The organism is Yersinia sp. LJYL362, from assembly GCF_048323875.1.
The window spans coordinates 1-23041 of sequence record NZ_JBLWEX010000276.1; the positions used below are offsets into that span (position 1 = coordinate 1).

The window sequence follows — 23041 nt, forward strand, 5'->3', positions numbered from 1 at the left end:
GCGCTGTGAACCGCGCCAGAAAATACGCTGGCAGCACACAGCATTGCCCAGCACAGAGGTATCGCCTGTTTACGTCGTGTCATGATTGCCGCCCCATTTAAAGTAGTGTGAAGTGTATTCAAGTAACTTGAATGTAATGACATAAGCATGAACTGTGCCAGCGAGGACCGAGGGAGAAAATAAGTGAAAGGATTTTTAGTAACTGACTGTAGTTAAATATCTATTTTTATTTAGTGCTGAATAACCAGCATGAGCAGGATAATGAAAGGATAGGAAAGTGATTGAGTCAGTGCAGGCTAAACGCACAGAAAAAGTGCAAATTTGCGCCTTTTCTGTGCAGGGTAAAAATCAAATTTTGGCGGTTGCGAGGTACTTCTCCATCTCTTCAACCGGCACCATACCACCACCTGTCGCCCAAACCAGATGGGTCGCATTACGTATTTTCTCGGCGCTAAAATGATGCTGCTCTAAATAATCCGAACTGCTGCTAACCCGCGCCGGGCCTGGCATCCCCGCTAATGCTGACGGCTCCAGTCGAATACCTTCATACTGATTGAGTAAACCAAGCAGGTCATACATTTCAGCATCACTTAAGGTATAGAACCCATCCAGTAAATGCTCCATAGCCCGACCAACAAAGCCGGACGCCCGTCCGACGGCCAAACCATCTGCGGCAGTAATGTTATCAATACCGATGTCTTGTACAGCAATGCCATCATGCAAACCGGTATAAACCCCCAATAACATGCACGGCGAATGAGTTGGCTCGGCAAAAATACAATGCACATGGTCACCGAAGGCCAGTTTCAATCCGAACGCCACCCCACCGGGGCCTCCGCCCACACCACAGGGGAGATAAACGAATAACGGATGATTTTCATCTACCACTATCTGTTGCTCGGCGAACTGCTGTTTCAACCGGCCGCCCGCCACCGAATACCCTAAGAATAAGGTGGGTGAATTTTCATCATCGATAAAGAAGCAATTTGGATCAGACTCCGCCTGCTTGCGCCCCTGCGCCACTGCCACGCCATAGTCCTGTGCATACTCAACCACATTGACGCCATGTTCGCGTAGTTTACGTTTTTTCCATTCACGGGCATCAGCCGACATATGCACACTGACACTGAATCCCAACTTGGCACTCATGATGCCAATTGACATTCCCAGATTGCCGGTCGACCCTACCGCAATGCGGTATTGACTGAAGAACTGGCGAAAATCATCGGAAAACAACTTGCTGTAATCATCGGTTTCTTGCAATAAACCGGCCTGTAGCGCCAGTTTTTCCGCATGGGTTAGTACTTCATAAATGCCACCACGGGCTTTAATGGAGCCGGAAATAGGCAAGTGACTGTCTTTTTTCAATAGTAAGCGACCCGTTATCTCCACCCCATAGCGCTGTTGCAAGGCATTCTGCATGGCAGGGATAGCCACAATGTCCGACTCGATAATGCCGTTTGTTTTTTGGGTTTCAGGAAATGCCTGACACAAATAAGGGGCAAAACGTTGCAACCGGGCCTCGGCATCGGCAACATCCTGCTGCGACAACCCGACATAAGGCAGCCCCTTTTCCAGGGTGGTCGCCTGCGGATTAAACCACGTCACCTCTTCCAGATTGATAAGATTTTTGACCAATGGATAGTCGGTAATTAATTTATCAATTTTAGTGCTGTTCATAGAATGTCTCTTTTCGATCATATGATGTAAGAAAGCAGGAAAGTGGTACCCAATGCAATCACCGACGCGATAAAGGTCGCGGTGGTGTAATATTTAAATGTCTCGCTTAGCGTCGCGCCGCAATATTGTTTTACTAACCAGAATAGCGAGTCAGTGACGATGGTGAAACCAATTGCGCCGGAGCCGATAGCCAGAGTAATAATCTCTGGGCTGACATTGGGGTACATCGGTAAAATTGGTGAAACAATGGCAGTTGCCCCCATCATCGCAACCGTCGCAGAACCCACCGCAGCATGCAGAATCAGTGCGACCAACCATGCCAATAGAATAGGGTGCATATCCAGATTTGATAAAATTACCGCCAACGAATCTGCCAACCCGCTGGCTTTTAATATTCCGTTAAATGCCCCACCAGCACCGATGATTAATAGAATATTGGCGATAGAAGAAAAGCTCTCTTCCGTTTTTACCAACAGGGTACTCATCCCCATATTTTGCCGAATGCCTAATGTGTAATAGGCAACAAACGCCGCAATAAACATGGCAGTAATTGGGTTACCGATGAACTCTAATATTAAATAGAGCGTGGTGCCCTTTTCCATATTCAGCTCGGCGGCTGTTTTCGCTAACATCAAAATAATCGGCAGTAATACAGTAAATAAAGTAGCCCCCAAGGACGGTAATTCATCCTCATTACGGATTTTCACTTCGGAAAATGCTTGCGGCACTGCTTTAAATGGCAAGCGTTGACCCACAATGCGCAGGAACAGTGGCCCACCGATTAATGACGCGGCCAGCCCGACGACCAAGCCGTAAACAATTACTGTACCAATATCAGCCCCTAGGGCATTGGTAACATACATAGCTGCCGGATGTGGTGGCACGACACAATGCACCGCCATCAGCGCCGTACACAGCGGGATAGCCAACTTCAACAATGAGGTATTGGTTTTTTTGGCAATAGAAAATGCCAATGGAATCAATAAGACAACCCCAACTTCAACAAACAGGGTAATACCGCAGATTAACCCGACCAGCACCATAGTGACATCCGGTGATAACCATCGACAGCGCTGCAAGGCGATACCGATGCGCTCAGCTGCACCGGATATTTCCATCATTTTCCCTAAGATGGTTCCCAGCCCAATCACTGCTGCCAGGAAACCCAATGTTCCGCCAATCCCTCCTTCAATGGAGTTCACCATCTCCAGTGGATTCATACCCATCAATAGCCCGACATAAAAACTGGCTAATAACAGGGCGAGGAAAGGATGTATTTTCAGTTTTACAATGGTGAAAATAATAATAATGATGCTCGTTAATAACGTCCCCACCACCCATATTTGTGAGTCCATAGCCAACCTCTTCTAATAATAAGTTCTTCCTCCATTGAATAAGAATTGGCCGGTACTGACAAATGATAAAAAACGTCTTTCAGATGAGCCAGATTGAATCAAAAATGCAATATCGGTCAAAGTTTCTCTATTAACCCTGGTTTGAATCATATTAGATAATCTTAAACATCTACTTTGTCGGTCATTGCGGTATGCTATCTGGATACAATAGATTGTCTGAGAGGCCGCTATGTACCCGGAAAAAAGCTATATCACCCGTAATAAGTTATTGAATGGCTATCAGCTATCTAAGCTCTATACGTTTGAAATTGCCGCGCGACATTGCTCGTTTGCGCTGGCCGCCGATGAGTTATCGATAAGCCCGAGCGCCGTCAGCCACCGGATTAATAGCCTTGAAGAGGAATTAGGTTTCAAGCTATTCCAGCGTTTTCACCGCAAAGTGGAACTGACCAGTGAGGGAGAAAGAGTATTTTGGGTACTAAAATCTTCTCTGGAATATCTGAATCAAGAAATTCTGGAAATAAAGAATCAGGAACTGTCTGGCACACTTACCGTTTATTCTCGCCCCTCCATTGCCCAATGCTGGCTGGTACCCAAACTGGCTGATTTCGCCCATCACTATCCCGCCATTAGTTTGAATATTTTGACCGGCAATGAGAATGTCAACTTTCAGGGCGGCGGCATTGATTTGGCTATTTATTTTGACGACAAAATACCGGAGAAATTGTCCTATCAACACTTAATGGATGAATCAATGGTGCCAGTATGCAGCCCGGAATATGCAGAAAAACATCAGCTTAAGGGCAATCTGAACAATCTTAGGCAATGTACCTTGCTGCACGACCGACAAGCCTGGAGTTATGATTCCGATAGCAGTGAGTGGAACAGCTGGAGTCAACAAGCTGGTTTTGAGATAGATCCCATGCAGCGCAGTATGGGTTTTGACCGCTCAGACTTGGCAATTATTGCCGCCATGAATCATGTTGGTGTTGCCATGGGACGTAAAAAATTGGTGACTAAACGGCTGGAAAATGAAGAGCTAATTATGCCGTTCCCCGGCATGGAGGTGAAGTGTGAGCAACGCTATTACATCTCGACACTGTCCGACCGACAATGGCCGAAAATTAATGCCTTTGTTCGGTGGTTAAAAAAAATGGCAGAAGAGTCGTGATAATTGGGCGCGCCATAATAAACGCGCCTAGTCGCTTGATAAAACTCAACCGTCACTCAGCACAGCCCAGAGACAACCCCATTCAATGAATGGGGTATTGGCTGGATAAAAACCATAAATGTCAAAGCAACCTACCGCTTTAAAACACCGGGTCTGCGTAATATTGCTCTGACAGCCCCTTATTTCCACGATGCTCAAGCTGAGAATTTGAATCAGGCAGTTGAAATGATGTTGAAATATCAGGTGGGTACTAACCTGCCACCACAAGATATTAACGATATCGTCGCTTTCCTTGAAAGCCTGACCGGGGAATATATTCCACACCAATAACAAGAAGTTATATCTCAATATCCGCAGAACTCACTCTCTGCGGATATTTGCCCTCACCAGCAGCTAAAATATTGCTTAGACGGTATGATTTGCGGAATATCCCCCTCTGCCTCCCGAATATTGATCTGGATCACTTTCACGCCTTTATGGGAAATTTCCCACAGAGATTGGGCTATGTCCTCATACTTTGCCATTCGTTAGTTTGTTACCATCCCTTCTCTGATTTAGGCCATATAAATTTATTAATTTGAATTAATCAATCAGTTCAAATAGTCATAACCATATCAGTTATGAACTTCATTTATTAAATAAATAAGCACCTTAAACAATAACGTATCAAATGAGAATACGTAAATACCAATAAATTAATAAAACAACCAGGAAGCTTGTCGTAATGAATACCCATATAAAAAGAACCTATTTAAGCATTGCTATTTCATCTATTATTTATGCCTCAAGTTCTATGACTGTAAATGCAGCCCCCTGTGGCGATTATGTAGTCAGTGATATTTGCGAACAAACTAAATTCGGTGCGGGCGAATTTCACAGTATTTCGCTGGGAGACGGTGTAACAGCCGGCACTGCAGATAATCATTTTGTCTTTAATGGTGAAGGATATAAATTATATTATCCTCACAATTATTTCGCTTCATCCGTTGCCTTGGGCACTATCCGTTATACCGAAGTCAATAACAGTACTTTTACTATCACTGGCACTCATTATCAAGGTGGCCCCACTTATGAAGGTCGGGCAGAAAATACCACATTGAATAATAGCCTGATGTGGGTCATGACATCGGCTGATCAGACAATAGCCAAAGGTAACTCAGCGGTGATTGTCTCTACCCAGTTTGCTATGGATGGCTCAACTTATACTGAGACTAAGGAAGATGGCAGTATCGAATTCAACCCTTATATTACTAATAGCCGCTATCAAGATACCTCCTATGAAATGCTATGGGGTATAAAGAGAGAAGATCGGAACTGGGATACCAAAGCCACATCATATGATTCTGAATTTGTGGATTCTAGCCGTCAAATTGTAGCTGCAAATGGTCATAGTGTTGGTGCGAAATTTTATGATAACGCCTACCAACGCATTGATGATTCTGGGCTTGCTAGCACCACAATACTTAACGGAACCTCATACCAAAATATATATGCGGGTGGTGAATCACAAGATACCACCTTATTTGATAGTGCTTATTCTTGGGTTCGGGCCGGAGGAAAATTAACCGGGCTGACACAAGTTAATAATGCTGCTGCTATTTATCTTGATACTAATGAGACTAATGGGGCATATGCTCAAAATGTAGTTCTTAACGGTGAAAATACCCGTTTAGTCGTACGATATAATGCCGCAAATAATGCCTCAGCAACTGTTGATGAATTGATTTTAAATGGAGGCGAGGTAGCCTTTCAGTCAGGTACTGGCAGTCAGTATACCTCATTAAATATTGGTACACTTTCCGGTGCAGGTTCTTTCCTGTTCAACACCTCGATTGCCGAAGGCAAAGGCAACTTTGTCACTATCGCGAATGCCAGTGGTTCGCACAAAGTGATGGTAAATGACTCTGGCGCCGAAATAACCGCTCCGGGTGAGACGACCTTAGACCTTATCCACGATCTCAGTGGTCAAGCACAATTCTCACTGGCTTCATTCTCAGGAGCCAATATCACTGAAATTGACGGTGGTACATACGTTTACGGCTTGAAAAAGTGGGATAACTCGACACGAGCTGGGGGGAACTTGTGGTATTTGGGTAGTACTCTGGATGCAGGTCTTGCCCCTGGTCCAACCCCAGAAATAGAAATGAAAACAACACCATCTACAGATGCTGTATTAAGTATGGCCTCAGCTAACCAGTTTATTTTTGATGGTGAATTGCAAAATCTGCGTTTGCGCAAAGGTGATTTAAATAGCAGTAAAGGTGAAAACGCCAGTGTTTGGGGCCGCTATTTAACCAATAATACGCGTGTCAATGCTGCCCATGGTGCTGCATATCGTTTACAGCAAGATGGTTTTGAAATAGGCACAGATAAGGTATTTGGTTTGTCTTCAGGCCAGTTAGTCTTGGGTGGTTTTACTTCTTATAGCAATAACAGTTTGAAGCATGCTCGTGGCGGGCACAGTAAGGTTGATAGTTATAGCCTGGGCGCTTACGGCAGTTATTTCGATAACAGCGGCTATTATATTGACACTGTCCTGAAGGCTAACCGCTTTAACAACTCACTGAATGCAAATATGACAAACGGCGGTTCAGCACAAAGCGATTACAATCAACATGCTGCAGGTGGTTCACTTGAGATAGGTTATCATTACAAACTGTCTGATAATTGGTTTGTTGAACCTTATGCTCGTGCCAGTTATTACACCGCACAAGCTAAAGATATTGCACTCAATAATGGTATGAAAGCGAGTATTGATGATAATCGTTCAGCAAAAAGCGAATTAGGGACTCACGTTGGAACGAAATTTGACCTGAAAAATGGTGCAATCATTCGTCCTTACGCCAAGGTCGCAATAGAACGAGAGTTTATGACATCCAACACGGTGACCATCAACCAAGAAAATGATTTTAATAATGATTTCTCTGGCAATACGGCTAAATACGGGCTGGGCATGGATGTTAGCCTGACTAAACAAACTTCGGTTTATGCTGAAGCCAATTATCGTAAAGGTACGCATGTTGAGTCACCGGTGATGGCCAACATTGGTTTCCGGATTAATTTCTAAGTAGCAACTGTTGATTGCCAGCTTATCTGGGCTGGCAATCACGTATGGTTTTAATGGCATTACCATCCCTGGCAATTTTTATAACGGTATCACGCCGTCAACCCGCCATCTAACACCAAAGTCTGCCCGGTCATATAACGGCTGTCATTGCCTATCATAAAGGCACTAACGCGAGCGACTTCTTGCGCATTCCCTAAGCGGCGTAATGGTATCTGCTTACGTAATCCTTTTAAGGCATCAGCAGGCATGTCGCGGGTCATATCGCTGTCGATAACGCCAGGCAGCATGCAGTTAACGCGAATATTAAAACGCCCCATCTCAAGCGCCAGCGAACGCCCCAGACCAATCAGCGCCGCTTTACTGGCACCATAGGCGCTCTGGCCGATATTGCCTTTAATCGCACTCACTGAAGACATCAGCAAGACTGCCCCCTCGCCCTGCATCATCATTTGCGGCAAGACATGCTTATTCCAGTAGAAAACCGCATTCAGATTGGTATCCAGCACACTGCGCCAGTTATCACCATTTTGCTGAATATGTAAACTATCGCCAGTAATGCCTGCATTATGAATTACCGCGCCGGGTGGGCCGTATTTTTCCAGCAATTGCGGTGCCAGCGTATCAACATCCGCTTCATTGCTACCATCACAGCGATAGCAGGTCACTTGACCGGGCAGCCCTTCACAGCTTGCAATGACATCGCGGCTCTGCTGTTCACCGTTGCGCCAGGTAAAAACAACATTCCACTCTTTGGCAAGCTCTTCGACCAATGCGCGGCCAATGCCACGGCTACCACCGGTAATTAACACCCATTGCCTGTTCATATTATTATTTCTTCTGCTCGGCCAACTTCTGGCAAAGCTCTCCTAACGTCATGTCCGGATTTTCCATAAACATCTCTGCGTTCAGCGTGGCACTGAATTCGCGCTTTGCCAGCACCATCAGTTCGACATAATCCAGACTGTCGAGTTTTAACTGGTACAGTGGCATCTCTGGTGACAGTGCTGACATTTCCAGGTCTTTGGCGTCACACAACATTTCACATACGGTGTCATAAACTTGTTGATACTTTTCCATGGTCTTATCCTTTTTAATGCGCGGCTAACGGCCACGTTTTCAATGTTACTGCTGTGGTAATTAATGGCCCTAAGTCGGAACGGGCCGCAATAGACGCGCGCAATACCCAGCCATCGGTAGGGTTTCCGACAATCAGTGTCGGTTCGATGGCGTAGTGCAGAGCACTGCGGACAAATACATTTGGATGATTGATGCGCAGCAAATCTGTACTGAAATGCACATCGTGGTGAGTCTGGATAACCGGCACCGACTTAAAAACATCAATCAAAGTTTCAGCTTCAATCCCCGGTAACACTTGTTTAGCCGTAGCCAGTGTTTGCGGCGCAGCGACCAATAGCTTGAACAATAAGGCATCGAAAAAACTCCAACATTCAGCCGGTTGTGATGCATCACCCAGGAATTGCTGGCTGAACTGGAAAACGTCATCCGCAGATAAAGAAACCCATTCAGTGCCCGTTTGCACCAGTGCCGGCGCACTGCGCAGTTTGCCGGTAAAACAACTTTCACCACTGCCAATATCCATCAGATTACCGCTCACCTGCCCTGCCACTTCGCTGAGTTGCAGTTGATACGAGGTATGACACTGTACCGGCTGACGTAAGCGGGCGTTAAAACGCAGGAATTCAACCTCCGGCAAAAACGGTAATAGCGCCGTACTGAGTTGATACTTGATATCCAGCATGGCGCGCATACCGTGAACAGTCAGTTGCTCCTGACCCAGATGCCGTGCGTGTTGCAGGTCAAAATGGATCGGGTTGTAATCACCGGAAAATTCAGCCCAAAGCTCGGCGTCGTTCAGGCTGTAGTGGTAGTTAAAAGTCGAGTTCATACTTAATCCAACCCGATAACCAATGCGGCATTCGCACCACCAAAACCGAAGCTCAGGTTCAGCGTATTGCGCAAGGTTTTTGGCCGATGCCCTTCACTGATGTAATCAAGGTCACATTGCGGGTCAGCATTTTTCAGATTACAGGTCGCGGGCATCATCTGATGTTCCAGCGCTTGCAGGCAGATAATGGATTCAAAGCTACCCGCCGCGGCAATCAAATGCCCAGAATAGGATTTGGTACTCGACAGTGGCGTGGTATACGCCGCTGCACCAAAGGCTTGCTTAATAGCTTGGGTTTCATTCAGATCGTTAAGCTGAGTCGAGGTGCCGTGTAAGTTGACATAATCAATCTCATCGGCGCTCAAACCCGCTTGTTGCAAGGCGTGCTGAATGGTTTTCACCCGCGCCACTTTGTCTTCTGCCGGGGCAGTGAAATCAAACGCATCAGAATAGTTACCGTAGCCTTTAATTTCGCCGAGAATGTTAGCGCCACGGGCAATCGCGCCTTCACGTTCTTCCAGACACAGCACCGCCGCGCCTTCGGATAACACAAAACCGTTTCGGTCCAAACTGAATGGGCAACTGGCTTTGCTGGCATCTTCCTGTTCGCGCGCCAAGGCACCCAAAATATCGATATTCCATACTGCCGCATTACTGCGCAGAGACTCACCCGCCCCGGCCAGCATCATGGAGGCTCGCCCGCTGCGGATAATTTCAAATGCATCACCAATGGCTATGGTGCCGGTGGCGCAGGCGGCAATCGGTGAGTTCTGATAACCGCGCAATCCCCAATACAAGCTACATGCTGCGGTACCCGCATTCGGCATCGATAAGAAACAGCCAAACGGGGTACCCAACCCGGTTTCCAGATAACCTTCATAGTTATCATGGGTTTCATCCTGCCCTGCCCAGCCGCTACCGATGATAGTGCCGCAATCGAGCAAATCGTAATAATCCGCGACAGATTTCTCAGCGAATGCCATCGTCATGGCCTCTCGTGCGGCGGCCAATGCCAGTCGGGCATAGCGCGGCAGGCGACGACGTATTGCGGCAGGGACTGATTTCAAATTAGGTTCGGCCTCCAGCAGACCAAAAAAGCGCGACTTGATCCCCTGCGCGGATTTATCGTAATAACGATAGCCCAATTTATAATCCATAATAGCTTCCCAGCTTTGCTGCGCAGTCATGCCCATCGGGGTCACACTACCGTACCCAGTGACAACCACCCGGCGCTGTTTAACTGTATTTGTCATGATTTAATTCCTTTACTGTCCCTGCTGTTATCAACACCACCACCTAACGCCAACCACAATTTCATGGTGGCATTCAGATAGTTATATTGAAGTTCGAGCAAACTGGTTTCACTGGTCAGCAGGGCATCCTGCGCATCCAGTAAGGTCTGAAATGAAACGGCACCTGCCTGGTATTGGCTATTAGTCAGCGTTAACCTCCGCTGACTAAGTTGTAAGTTCTGCCACTGATTCTGTTTTTGCTGCTGATAGCTCAGCCGTGCCGTCATGGCGTCATCGACATCTTTAAGAGCGCTATAAACCTTGCTGCGAAAATCCACAGCGGCCAATTTCACATCTAATTTTGACTGGTCAATGGTGAGTTGCACGGTGTTCCACTGTAAGAAAGGCAACGCACTGTTGGCACTGAGTGTCCGGCTCGGGTTGCTAAACCATTGTGAAAACACCGCACTACCGGCATCCAATGTCGCTCCCAGTGAAAGTGTCGGGTAGAAATTCAGTTGCGCTACATCGGAGCCAGCCAATGCCGCACGCAAGCGCCACTCGGCCGCCTGCACATCTGGCCGCTGAGCAATAACTCGTAGTGGCACACTGTTTGCTATCGCGACTTGTTGTTTTAAATCCAATGATTGGCGTTCGGCCTGGCGATAATCCGGGGCGCGGTTAAACAGTAGTGCCATGGCATTACGCACAGCTTCCCGTTGTTGCTCAAGGCTTTGATATTGATTTTGCCTATCCAGCAGAGTTTGTTGCGCCTGCAATAACTCAATTTCACTGGCATCACCCGCCGCCAGCCGTGAACGCACGATGTTGAGCGTATCTTGCGAAATAGCTAACGCCGCCTGTTGGTAGCCCAACTGCTGATTGAACTTAGCAATCTGCCAATAGAGATCCGCGGTGGTGCCAATCAGTGACAGCGCCGTTTCCTGTCGGTCCTGCTCGGTGGCATTCACCAGCCACGCAGATTGTTCACGGGCGCGGGCCAGTTTGCCCCACAAGTCCAGCTCGTAACTCAGCCCAAGCGAGGTGCTGTAGCTCTCGCGCGGCTGAGTATTTTCATTAAGCGATCGAGTGTTGCTGCCCGCGCCGGTCAAGGTGACGTTCGGTGTCATGTTGGTATTGGTTAGCCCTGCCGTCAGGCGTGCCTGTTGCAACTTAAGACCTGCCGTGGCCAAATCGTTATTACTGACCAACATGCGACTGATGCTGTCCGACAGTTGAGGATCGTCAAAATTCTCCCACCAATGCACACTATGATGTAGGTAACCGCCCCCAGAATCTTTCACTCGCCACTCATCGGGAACTGATAACATCGGTCGCTGATATTCGCTTTTCAGTAATGAGCCACAGCCCATAAGCAGTAGGCTTATCAGTAATATTGAAAGTTTAATCATCAATCTGGTCATTCTCGTGCCAATGCCTCAGTCGGATGCAAACGAGCGGCATTGCGCGCCGGGAAAAAGCCAAACCCCAACCCGATAAGCGCGGAGAAACTGCAAGCCAACACCAACGGTGGCCAGGTGAAAATCATAGTGAACTCTTGGGTAACCCACGAGAAGACCACCCCGGCCAGCGCCGAACCGACGATCCCAATCAGGCCGCCGAGGGTACAAATCACCACAGCTTCAATCAGGAACTGAGTCATGATGTCACTTGGACGAGCACCGACCGACAGACGAATACCGATTTCATGAGTGCGTTCAGTTACCGACACCAACATGATATTCATCACGCCAACTCCGCCCACCAGCAGCGAAATAGCGGCAATCGAGGTGATCAGTAGTGTCATCGAGTCAGAGGTTTTTTGAATTGCCTTACTCATCTGGTCATTGCTCAGAATGAAAAAATCGCGCTGACCGTGGGCACTTTCCAGTAACTTCTCAACATCGCGCTGCACATTATTCAGGTTGTAACCTTCGCGCACCCGCACAGCTATTGACTCCAGCGGAATGTCACCTGAAATACGCTCGGTGAGTGAGGTATAAGGCATCCACGCGGCAAGTAACCCGCCAAAAGATGAGCCACCGCGCTTGGCGACACCGATCACGCGCAAGGGAATACCATCGAGCTGAACAATCTCGCCGAGTGGATTTTGCCCGGCAGCAAACAGCGTATCGCTAAGTTCGGGTTGCAGGATGACGACCGGCTCACGCGCATTGACGTGGCTCTGGGTAAAACTATCACCCACAGAAAAATTCAGCCCTTTCACCTGAAAGAATCCGTGGCTAACGCCAGAGAGCGACACCATCACTTGTTTGTCGCCCCGCACCGCAGCGACCATTTTACTCACCACTGGGGACAGGCTATCGACATAAGGTTGCTGACTCAGTAGCTCGATATCTGCCTGCGAGAGCGCGCGCTCAAAATCCGAGCGCGGTTTATCCCAACCAAGCCCTGGGCGAATGTCCAGATTGCTGGTTCCCAATTGGCTAATTTCATTGAGAATTTCCTGACGAGCGCCTTCGCCCACCGCCATCGAGGACACCACCGACGAAATGCCGATAATGATGCCAAGCATTGATAAAAAGGCGCGAATTCGATGCCCTAACAGGGCGCGCCAGGCCATTTTTATCGCTTCTCTAACACTCAACCACCAATGCGGCCGGCCGGTGGCAACCGGAGCAGGTAATGCAGCCTGAATCGCGCTGCTCTCTATTGCCTCATTAGTTCGATCGGCAATAATTTCTCCGTCGCTAATTTCGATAATGCGCTGCGCCTGATTGGCAATATTGCGGTCGTGGGTCACGATAATAATGGTGTGGCCGGACTGATGCAGACCATGCAAAATGCCCATCAGTTCCTGACCACTGCTGCGGTCGAGCGCACCAGTAGGTTCATCAGCCAAAATAATACCGGCACCATTCATCAAGGCTCGGGCAATGCTCACTCGCTGCTGCTGCCCACCTGACAATTGTGCCGGTTTGTGCAGCAAATGCTGCCCCAGACCCAGACGACGCAACAGATACACCGCACGCTCATGGCGTTCAGTGGCGGTCATTGCGGTATAAAGCGCCGGGATAACTACATTCTCAGTCGCAGTTAAATACGACATCAGGTGATAGCGCTGAAAAATAAAACCGATGTACTGGCTGCGTAATTGCGCCAATTGTTCACTGCTGGCCTGCCGTGTCGGGATATGATGAATCGACATCTCGCCCTGTGTGGGCTTATCCAAACAGCCGATGATATTCATTAATGTCGATTTACCGGAGCCAGAAGCACCAATAATTGCCACCATTTCACCGCTGTGAATCGACAATGAGATATTCTTGAGCACCGCCACCGACTCTGCGCCAGAAGCAAAATGGCGATAGATTCCCTTGAGTTGAATCAATGGGTTATCGTTAGCATCAGCGGAATGAACAGCATTAATGTTCATTACTGGCTCCCGCTGGCATTCCCAGCAACAGTACTTGGTCGCCCTGCGCCAGCCCCGCTTTCACCTCGGCATACTGCGCATTACGCAGGCCAATAGAGACCCAGCGCACTGACGTCTGTTTGCCGTTGATAATCTGCACCCGATAGCGCTTATCGGGTTGTTGCTCACCCAACGCAGACAGTGGCACTCGCAACACATTTTTTGCCTGCGCCGTGATAATGAATACCTGCGCAGTCATTGATGTGCGTAATAGCCGCTCTTGGTTGGCAATGTTGAATATGCCGTTGTAATAAACCGCAGAAGGTTGCTGGCTGTTCGCTGAGCCAGAACTGTCTTCGCGCAAACTTTCAGCCGACGCTTCCTGAATAGCATCCATCCGGCTGTCATAGCGACGCTCGGGGTCAGCGACCACATAGAACCACAAGGGTTGTCCTACACTGACTTTGAGAATGTCGGTTTCTGAAATACGGGTGTGTACCGTCATGGTATCGACATTCGCCAGCACCAAAATGGTCGGTGCGGTTTGAGAGGAAACAATGGTTTGCCCCTCTTTAGTGACAATGCCCAGCACTTCACCGTCAATCGGCGCCATGATGCGGGTAAAGCCCAGATTAGCTTTTGCTGTTTCCATCGCCATTTGGCTTTGCACAATTTGCGCTTCATTTACATGCAATTGCGCTAGCTGGCTGTCATATTGCGCTTGTGCTTTTTCCAGCGCACTTTTCACGCCAGAACCTTCTTTTGCCAAGGTCTGTTGGCGGCGGAACTCGAGCAGATACTGGCGTAACAAGGCCTGACTGGCCTGCTTCTGCGCCTGCGCGCTCTGTAATTCAGCCTCCGATTTACGTAATTCGTTTTGCTGCAAAGTTGGATCTATCTCAGCCAACAATTGACCACGGGTCACGCGATCTCCCTGTTTGACATACAGTTTGGTTAGCTGCCCGTTCACCTGCGCGCCCACATTGACCTGCAATGAAGGTTTTAAACTGCCGCTTGCCATGACATTCCGTTCGATATCACCGCGCCCAATGGTTTCAGTTAACTGCGGCACATCCTGCTGACTATCCGAGATCGACAACGCAGTGACGCTGCTGATAATCAGCAACGAAACAATAAACAGCACCAGCATGAGCTGATGTTTCTTATTTTTCAGGTTGATACGCATCAGCTAACCGCCACTGGCGTCAGGCGACTTGAGGACACCGGTTGAGCATGGCGCACCAATTGGCCGTCGTTTAAGCGGAAAACACAGTCAAACATCGGTAACACACTTTCGCTGTGGGTCACGGTTATCAATGTTTTCTGATAGTCACGGCAGTGAGTGAGCAGAGTCTGCATCACCTGCTGAGCGGTTTCTTCGTCCAGGTTGGCCGTGGGTTCATCCAGGACCAATACCGGACAATCGCTGTACATAGCGCGAGCCAGTAATAACCGCTGACGTTGCCCCAATGAAAGCGCGGCGTGACTTTCGCGCACCAGCGCGTTGAGGCCACCGGGTAATTTTTCGATGACTTGCGTTAATTGCAGCCCTTGCAATGAGCGTTCGATACGTTGGTGCTTATCAGTATCCAAATGCCCATCAAACAAAGTGATGTTTTGTAATACCGACGCATTAAACAGAATGTCTTCCTGACTTTGCAGAAAGAACAGAGCATGTGCTTGTTGGAAATCAACAGTTTCGCCATCGACCAATACCTGCCCTTGCTGTGGTGGCATCAATCCTGCCATCACTTTTAGCAAAGTACTTTTCCCGGCACCGGACTCGCCGATAATTGCCACACTTTGCCCGCGCGTCAGGGACAGCGATAAATCACGCAATACCGGCTGGCTGGCATCGTAGGCGAAGCGAATGTTCTGATAGACCAATTTCTGCGTAAATGTCGGTGGTGCGGTCGGAATGGATGAACGCTTTTCCGGTGGTGTAGACTGCCCAGCCGGAAACAGATCGCGCGCGCGGATATCAATAACGTGCAACTGGTTTTTCTGCAAAATCGCATAGAAAATCTTGGTGATATAGGAGGTGAAAATCTCGCGCACAAAGCTATAGGCGAAGAACTCCCCCAGACTCAGTGTTCCCTGCTTCAACAGCGGCAAAGCCAGCAGCATAAAGAACACCATTTCCAGGCTGCCAATCAGTTGATACAGGCTATTTTTAACCTGATCGTAGATTTTCTTCTGCTGCAACGTCGTGAATAACGATAGCGCCAGTCCAGCAAATACCCCCTGGCGCTGGCTGGATAAACCGGCCGATTTAATCGTGGAAAAACCCTGAATGGTTTCCAGAATAAAATCACTTTGCTCGGCACTTTTGACCTGCAACTGCTGGGTGTAGTAGCGGTCACGGTAGATAGCCCAAATACTGATAAGGCCCATCAACATGACACCAATCGCAGAGACCATCGCCAGTAGTGGACTCATGTAGCACATCACAGCCAGCGCGATGGCACCGATTATCCAATCGGTACGCAGACCGTTATCCAGCTCGATTTTTTGCGTTGCAGCCATCTGCCAGTTAGAGAACCGGCTAAAGATGTCACCCGGCGCTCGCTTATCAAAGAAGTTCAGCGAGTGACTGAGCAAGCGAGAGAAACCCGCGACACTGTTAAGTACCACAAAGTGTTTAATATAACGCTCGGTGATATATCGCACGCAAAAAGCGAGTGATGTGGAGACCACAAAAGCCAGCAGAAAATAGAAATAGGGAAAATCTTTATCGCCCGCAGAAGAGAACACATCATTGATGGCGCTGCTGACCATGGTCGGCATAATAAACAGTGTCAGCGAGATCAAAAACGCCAACGTCATCAGCCAATAGATACCGCGGACACTGGCGGTTTCTTTCAAGCTCATGCAATCGAGCGCACTGAGTCGCTTGCTGTGTTCAATATTTTTCAGCGCGTCAGGTGAAGCGGGCGTTTCCGGGTCCAGTACCAGCGCATAACCACTGATTTCTGCTTTCAGTGCATCCAGCGGCAGTAACTGCTGCCCGATAGCCGGGTTCATGACACAGACATAGTTACCTTTACGATACGCCAGCAGCACATAATGGCTGGCACCATAATGCAAGATGGCAGGCAGCGGTAAGGCCGACAGCTCCTGATGTTCAAACACCACCGGATAAGCCGGTATTGCCAACTCAGATAAAATAGTACAAAGCGTGGCCAGTGATGTGCCATGCCCAGAGGCAGGATAACGCTCACGCAAGCTTTCCAGCGGCGCATTGATGCCTTGCGTCTGTGCCAGCATCGCAATACAGGCCAAACCACATTCATTGGTTTCGCTTTGAAATACTAGCGTTGGGATTATCTTTTCCATTTTCTACTATTCTTCGTCAGTGACATTATTCGTTAATAAAAAATAACGAATGTGAGTGCCATAACAGCCAATCTTGTGGATGCTGCGTCAAGGATGTTTCAATCAATTCAGGCAGTTTATTTTTCACTTCCCGCGCACTAAGTGCTGGATAGATATGTATTTTTATTTCTTTGTCGTAATACAGATAATAAAAGACCACCTGCGCTGACAATGCTCTGGCAAGGCGAACGATGCCGCTGTGTAAATTGGCTGGGCGGTTAAACAGTTGGCAGGCCATTTTTGCTGTTTCTGCTGGCTGATTATTAACGGTGTAGTCCGGCGTAATATCCGGAAAAATCATAATATTTCGCTTATGATCAGCCGCTTCCATGATGGCATCCATCAGGTTACCGGCAATGGCACGGCTATCAGCATGAATGGAACAATAGGAAATATTTACACCACCCATTTGCCGCGCCTGCTCTTCATAAGCCTCAGCGCTGGCAGAAACGACTACGGTCGCCTGACCCGGATAAACATTCGCACCCACCATGCCAGCCAGCACATCTGACACCATATGCAATGGTGCCAAAATAACCGGAGAACCGGCGTCATGCAGCGCACTAACCTGACCATCTAACTGTTGGGTACAGGCGGCTAACTGGGCTAAAACTTGCCGGCTTTGACCATAAGTTGCCGCCAATTCCAACAGCTGACGGCGCTGTGCAGTACCCATAAAATCCTGTGCTGATGGGTTAGTTTGACCATTGAGTAAACACTGGCTATTGGCCGCTGCCACTCGCGCCAGATTCTTCTGACGCCGCGAAGCCAAACCGAAAGCCCGGCGCAAAGCACCGAGCATCAGCAAGAAACGATAATCACCGTGCCGTAACAGCCAGATAGCTACCTTGGCCTGCCCGCGAGCAAATAAGCGCCCACTAAAAGCCAACTTATCGAGCTGGTTTCGCCAGGCAAAATAACCCCATACGGCTAGCAGTCTCATTATTTCTCCAGCGCCTTATCGTGCTCGAGTAATGACAAGAGGTGATCCGAGAATGCTGGGAATTCCCTGTCCTGCAACGCTATCCATTTTTTGCCAACAATAAAGGTCGGAGTCGCATCTATCTTGTAATGCGCAGTCACTGCCGTCATATAGGAAATTAACGCTTTAACTTCAGCGGACTGGCTCACTTGCTGATATTTAGCCACATCAATGTCATTGGCTTTTAGCCAGGTTTCGAGTTGGCTGTTATCACTCAAGTCGATGTTGTCGTCGAGTACCGCTTTGTAAGCACTTTGACGATGTTGCGGCTCAATACCCATCACCGATAAGGTGGCAAAAATAGGCGCAAAACGCCCCAAACCAGTGGTTTTATCACTGCTGATATGCAAGCGGATAAAACGAGTCCCTGCTGGCATGCGGTTTTCTAATTGGCTGACATTCTCTTCATTGATGGCGCAGTAGTGGCAGCCATAAGAGAAGATCTCGATAATGCTGTTATCGTCTTTGATTGGGCTGTTTTCAATGTCACTGCTGCTGACAGAGAATAAACTTTCTTGTGCATCCTGATTGAGGACGAAATAGTGGAAATAGGCCGTTGTTATCAATGAAGAAATAAGGATAACCAACAGTGTGTAGCCTATAAAGAATCCCTTACTTCTAAACATATTTTTTTGGGTAGACATATATTCAGTCCTATACCCTAAATAATTCGAGTTGCAGGAAGGCGGCAAGCGAGAAAGTCCCGATGAGCTTACTTATTTTTTTAAGGTCAAGACCAGTAAGTGATTCGGGTGATTGAACGCAGCCAACGCACATGCAGCTTGAAGTATGACGGGTATATTCACAATCAGAGTTAAGGTAAGACATAAACAAAATCAAACGATATTTATGCCCGTGAAATAATTTTATAATATTCAATTAATGCGAAAATTCTTGAATTTAAGCATCAGTGACACTTTTAAAAAATAAATCAGGCAAGTATAGAAATCCCTCCCGCACTTGCCTGGGATACGATTAAATATCGATAGAAATTAACGAATATTTAATTAACGACAGTTAGCAAGATTGCTAGGTGTAGAAGTTGAGCTTAATACTTTACCGTGTTTATCAGTACAAGTAGTGACTGCCATGCAAGTTGCAGTTGTACCGCTAGTCTGCCACTGGAAAGTATCTTTACACGTTTTACCTGTACCGCCAACAATTGTATTGGCAACTGCCATGTTCATTTTTTTCATGAGAAAATTCCTTAGAATAAAAATTTATAATCTATTTATTTAATAGACCATTGAAGTGCGCGTTTCACTTTTAGGCGAAAACCAAATACCCAATCAATCTAACGCAATAGCTTTATACTATATCAGTGCAATGTATTACAACCAAAAAAAATAACATTTATTTTATTTTAAATAATATAAAAATAAATGTCATGGAAACTCCCTGCCATATATATGACAGTAAGATAACCCCATTTATGCATATAAAAATAACGAATTCTAAATGCTATTTTATACTCATAATAATCATGCACTCAGATAATGAATGCATACAATTCTGTATTTAGAAATAGGACATAATAATAACTCCACTACCACTAAATGTTCCTGCGTCCGGCAAGGCGGGCGCATGAAGTGTTGACTCAATCGGAAAAGAGGTATTACCGATGTTTGCCGTTACCGTAACGCCATTGGCTAAGTCTTGCCCTGATACTTTTAATGTGGACGTCAGATTGCCATTTTGCCCCAGGTTAATACTTTTAGCCCCTACCAAGGTTAATTTCACAGATGTTCTGACAGTACAATTGATCGTCAGCGGTTCACTTTTTATTGCGCCATCAACACTTTGCTGATTAAGCGAACCGTAATTGATATAAACATCACCGGTAATATCACAAGTTTCCGGGGTCGGAGGAACTGCACCACAATAGGAACCAGGTATCAGATTGCCGCTAAAGTTTAAATCGCCCGCCCCTTGCCAATATAGAATGCCAAAACAGGTATTTGACGAACTCAAGACCGGGGTCGTGGTGCTCCAACTTCCAGAAGCACCATTGCGACTAACAAACGCATCTCGCATGGTTTTCGCTGTTGCTCCTTGAGAAACAACCACTCGCGTTGATGCCGCACTCGGGTTAAGGCACCGCTCAGCTTCAAGACTGGAGTAGTGACAGATAGCCACAGAGCAAGATGAGGAGGTACAAAGTACGTTGGTCAGTTCCTCACTTGGCCAGGAGAATGTTCCGGTATATTGGCCGCCTATTCGCGTTTGGGTCGAAACCCAGGCACTGGCTTGGCTATAAAGCGGAAATAAGAACAGCACGCAAGCGATTAGCCAGCAATATTTATAACGAAATTGCATATTAGGCTGTGTCATTCGTTTAGGTTCCATTGTCTCTATCTGCATATCTGCACTTAAGCGGATGATAATAAGTTTCAGCGTTAACATATTTGTATTGAAATAAAATTAGTAAGATGTTCTCATTAATAATATTGCAGGTTAAATGTTGCGACTGCACTGAACTCACCGCGTTTAATGGTACGTTGAGTTATCGCATCCGGCTCCCCCCGAACATAAGCTTTCAAGGTAATAATATTATTACCTGTATCAAGTGCGATATCGTCACTCGATTGATTTAGATACAACGGTTTTCCTGCCAATGTTTCAAGACCAATAGCGATTCCCATATCACTACTGTCAACTGCCAACAATCCGGGTAAATTAACACTATCATTACCCGTAAAAATAATATTGGCAGTTGTACCTAAGCTGACATCACAATCGACCAAATGTATTTGAAACTGTTTTCCTAACGTTCGTTGATTCGAATATAAGTATTTATCAACGACAGTGCCAAAATTTAAACTAATAGCATCATCACCCGGACGAATCGTACAAGGCTCAGCAACTAATGCGCCATGAAAACGCATATTATCAGCGGCCAATACCGGCACAGCCCCAAAAACATTCAGAATAAGAATACTTAAAATAGTTTTTACGGCGCGCATCAGCAGATTTAAATTAGTCATCATTTGATCCTATTGATAATCCACTAATAATGTAGCGGTAGCCTCAAAGCTTCCTTCGCTTAATGTTGATCCAGTAGCCTTAACCGGCACAGCTTTAAGTTCCGGTGGGTTATTTTTGTCATAGGCCACACGGGTATTAAGCGCAAAAGGAATACCATTTTTCAATATGCGAATTCCCAGATGCTGAACATCGGTTTGTATCGCTGCGGGATCAAATGTTGTCACGGAAGGACTGACAATCGTGATACCTAATTCCAAGCTGCTACTGACTGTTTCACACGTCACGCTATAAGGCACAGTCTGGGTATAATTGATGCCATCAATCTTGTTCACACCCAAATTTTCCCCGAAAGGTACATCTATCGTGCTGCCACCATTAATCACGCAGGGTGGAGGATTAATTAATGTGCCGGAGAACAGCATGTTGTCAGCATAGGCAAACGAGCTACCGAGAGCTAGCACCACAGCAACGACCCCACCGGATATCAATGCGTTAATTTTCATTACTGGTACTCCACAACCAGAGTCGCTGTGCCGGAAAAATAACCCGTACTCAACGTTGTATTGGTTTGTTTGACCGGTACCGCCTGCAAGACAGGAACATTCGGATAGGTAAAATTGGATGCAGTATTCAGTGGAAATTCCTGCCCATTACGTATCAACTTGATCCCCAGAGCTGCATTACTCGTTTTCAGAACACGGGTATCAAAATTGGCTCCATTGCCTATGATGCTTAATTTCAATGCATTAGAGGCAGCCGAAGTACAGTTCAACGTATAATTCACCGGCTTCATATATTGAACACCATCAATATTTGAGGTCAGAACAGTATCGCCAAAATCAACATTGATCGTGTTGTTACTATTAATCACACAAGGTGGCGCGGCAAAAATAGTGACCGAGACATTGACCGTCGCAGTCTTATTCAATGCCCATGCCGGGCTACTTAATAATGTTACGATGGCTGTCACCCCAATCATGGCCAGCCGGGTCACTACTCCCCTACAATTAACAGCCATCGCATCTTCCTTTTTCATCATTCAGCCAGACATCCGTCCAGTCTTATTCTTATGCGTCGTAGCGGAATACGCTGTTACTTGATACTTTCCACCACAGAACACGAGCTACCCGTACAGCCAAAGATCAGTTTTGGGCGACCACCGAAATCGTTGACATAAGTCAGCACTGGCTTGCTACCTAATGCCGCCGCACTCACATCCAACATGCCCTGCGCTTTTGGTGCAATCATCAGCGGCTTGAAACCTGCTGCCGTTTTGCCGGTTTTGCTCTCACTGGCATCGACCAGCGTGATGTAATACGGCGTCGGGTTATTAACCTGATAGCGATCACCCTGACGAGTCAGTTGTAACTTCTCCTGCCAAGGTGTCGACATATCAGCCTTTTGTGGCACGATGCCCGCAGGGCGGTAGAAAAGTTTGATGCGCGTTTGCAAAGCAATCTGCAAAGTATTGGGCTTGTCCGACCGTGGTGGGATTTCGCGCAGGTTAAAATAGAACAAGGTTTCCCGGTCTTGCGCCAACTGATTCACCGCAGGCAAACTTTGTATTTTTAACTGGCTCATCGCGCCCGGCTCTACCCGCTGAACCGGAGGAACGACCGTCAACGGTGAATTGATTTTGTTACCCTGATCATCTTCAATCCATCCCTGCGCCAGATAAGGTAATTCCTTATTCTGGTTGCTGATATTCAAGCTGATCGACTTATCGCCACCATTAAGAATGGCCCGGGTTCTGTCCAGTGCAATCGCGGCTGTTGCTTGCTGAGTCATCAGTGCCGTCACCAAAATGGTGGTGATACGCAATTTGTTATTCATTTTCATTACTTTTCCCTTCGAATTCATTACTTTTTCTCTAAAATTAATGTTGTCAGAACCTCGCGGTAACTCACTTTTT

At 47.1% G+C, this 23041-nt stretch carries 20 protein-coding genes and 1 pseudogene; 3 read left to right on the forward strand and 18 right to left on the reverse strand.

Annotation, left to right across the window (positions count from 1 at the left end; all coding sequences use genetic code 11):
* Positions 1–348: 348 nt before the first annotated feature.
* The gene (locus ACNSO8_RS17580; RefSeq protein ID WP_418395388.1) at positions 349–1680 is read right to left on the reverse strand and encodes a D-serine ammonia-lyase; all 1332 of its coding nucleotides are present in this window, start codon (positions 1678–1680) and stop codon (positions 349–351) included.
* Between the two features lie 17 nt (positions 1681–1697).
* Entirely contained in the window at positions 1698–3035 is a 1338-nt protein-coding gene (gene dsdX, locus ACNSO8_RS17585; RefSeq protein ID WP_418395389.1) for a D-serine transporter DsdX, read from the reverse strand.
* A gap of 229 nt (positions 3036–3264) precedes the next feature.
* On the opposite strand from dsdX, the gene dsdC reads away from it, so the two are divergent.
* The 3 genes and pseudogenes from dsdC (at position 3265) to ACNSO8_RS17600 (ending at position 7273) form a co-directional block, all read left to right on the forward strand.
* Entirely contained in the window at positions 3265–4206 is a 942-nt protein-coding gene (gene dsdC, locus ACNSO8_RS17590) for a DNA-binding transcriptional regulator DsdC (RefSeq protein WP_019080415.1), read from the forward strand.
* A gap of 132 nt (positions 4207–4338) precedes the next feature.
* Positions 4339–4536: pseudogene (locus ACNSO8_RS17595) on the forward strand (cytochrome-c peroxidase); the annotation flags it as partial.
* A gap of 394 nt (positions 4537–4930) precedes the next feature.
* On the forward strand, positions 4931–7273 hold the full coding sequence (locus ACNSO8_RS17600; protein ID WP_050158649.1) for an autotransporter outer membrane beta-barrel domain-containing protein: 2343 nt from the start codon (positions 4931–4933) through the stop codon (positions 7271–7273).
* Between the two features lie 89 nt (positions 7274–7362).
* On the opposite strand, the gene ACNSO8_RS17605 is transcribed toward ACNSO8_RS17600, so the two are convergent.
* The 16 genes from ACNSO8_RS17605 to ACNSO8_RS17680 all read right to left on the reverse strand — a co-directional run bounded on the left by ACNSO8_RS17605 (position 7363) and on the right by ACNSO8_RS17680 (position 22968).
* On the reverse strand, positions 7363–8097 hold the full coding sequence (locus tag ACNSO8_RS17605; RefSeq protein WP_019083911.1) for an SDR family NAD(P)-dependent oxidoreductase: 735 nt from the start codon (positions 8095–8097) through the stop codon (positions 7363–7365).
* 4 nt (positions 8098–8101) lie between these two features.
* Positions 8102–8350, reverse strand: a complete 249-nt coding sequence (locus ACNSO8_RS17610; protein ID WP_019080420.1) for an acyl carrier protein — start codon at positions 8348–8350, stop codon at positions 8102–8104.
* A gap of 13 nt (positions 8351–8363) precedes the next feature.
* Positions 8364–9179, reverse strand: a complete 816-nt coding sequence (locus tag ACNSO8_RS17615; RefSeq protein ID WP_418395390.1) for a hypothetical protein — start codon at positions 9177–9179, stop codon at positions 8364–8366.
* Between the two features lie 2 nt (positions 9180–9181).
* Positions 9182–10432, reverse strand: a complete 1251-nt coding sequence (locus ACNSO8_RS17620; protein ID WP_418395391.1) for a beta-ketoacyl-[acyl-carrier-protein] synthase family protein — start codon at positions 10430–10432, stop codon at positions 9182–9184.
* A complete protein-coding gene (locus tag ACNSO8_RS17625) occupies positions 10429–11835 on the reverse strand; it encodes an efflux transporter outer membrane subunit (protein WP_418395392.1) in 1407 nt (468 codons plus the stop codon). The genes ACNSO8_RS17620 and ACNSO8_RS17625 overlap by 4 nt, the downstream gene beginning before the upstream one ends.
* On the reverse strand, positions 11832–13808 hold the full coding sequence (locus ACNSO8_RS17630) for an ABC transporter permease (protein ID WP_418395393.1): 1977 nt from the start codon (positions 13806–13808) through the stop codon (positions 11832–11834). Before ACNSO8_RS17630 ends, ACNSO8_RS17625 begins: the two co-directional genes overlap by 4 nt.
* Positions 13798–14973 carry an efflux RND transporter periplasmic adaptor subunit gene (locus tag ACNSO8_RS17635; protein ID WP_418395394.1) on the reverse strand — a complete coding sequence of 392 codons (1176 nt, stop codon included), beginning with the start codon at positions 14971–14973 and terminating at the stop codon, positions 13798–13800. Before ACNSO8_RS17635 ends, ACNSO8_RS17630 begins: the two co-directional genes overlap by 11 nt.
* Entirely contained in the window at positions 14973–17123 is a 2151-nt protein-coding gene (locus ACNSO8_RS17640; protein ID WP_046695409.1) for a peptidase domain-containing ABC transporter, read from the reverse strand. The genes ACNSO8_RS17635 and ACNSO8_RS17640 overlap by 1 nt, the downstream gene beginning before the upstream one ends.
* Before the next feature lie 25 nt (positions 17124–17148).
* A complete protein-coding gene (locus ACNSO8_RS17645; protein WP_418395395.1) occupies positions 17149–18105 on the reverse strand; it encodes an ABC transporter in 957 nt (318 codons plus the stop codon).
* Entirely contained in the window at positions 18105–18731 is a 627-nt protein-coding gene (locus ACNSO8_RS17650; RefSeq protein WP_019080428.1) for a DsbA family protein, read from the reverse strand. The genes ACNSO8_RS17645 and ACNSO8_RS17650 overlap by 1 nt, the downstream gene beginning before the upstream one ends.
* A 420-nt stretch (positions 18732–19151) precedes the next feature.
* Positions 19152–19340, reverse strand: coding sequence for a DUF4762 family protein (locus ACNSO8_RS17655; RefSeq protein WP_019080429.1), 189 nt, complete (start codon positions 19338–19340; stop codon positions 19152–19154).
* A gap of 322 nt (positions 19341–19662) precedes the next feature.
* The gene (locus ACNSO8_RS17660) at positions 19663–20490 is read right to left on the reverse strand and encodes a hypothetical protein (protein WP_050321795.1); all 828 of its coding nucleotides are present in this window, start codon (positions 20488–20490) and stop codon (positions 19663–19665) included.
* Positions 20491–20582: 92 nt separating this feature from the next.
* Positions 20583–21128, reverse strand: a complete 546-nt coding sequence (locus ACNSO8_RS17665) for a fimbrial protein (RefSeq protein ID WP_050157228.1) — start codon at positions 21126–21128, stop codon at positions 20583–20585.
* Positions 21129–21137: 9 nt separating this feature from the next.
* Positions 21138–21632 (reverse strand): fimbrial protein, encoded by a 495-nt coding sequence (locus tag ACNSO8_RS17670; protein ID WP_050875634.1) that lies wholly within the window; start codon positions 21630–21632, stop codon positions 21138–21140.
* Entirely contained in the window at positions 21632–22147 is a 516-nt protein-coding gene (locus ACNSO8_RS17675) for a fimbrial protein (RefSeq protein ID WP_050917141.1), read from the reverse strand. Before ACNSO8_RS17675 ends, ACNSO8_RS17670 begins: the two co-directional genes overlap by 1 nt.
* Positions 22148–22221: 74 nt before the next feature.
* Positions 22222–22968 (reverse strand): fimbria/pilus periplasmic chaperone, encoded by a 747-nt coding sequence (locus ACNSO8_RS17680; RefSeq protein ID WP_408557055.1) that lies wholly within the window; start codon positions 22966–22968, stop codon positions 22222–22224.
* Positions 22969–23041 lie beyond the last annotated feature (73 nt).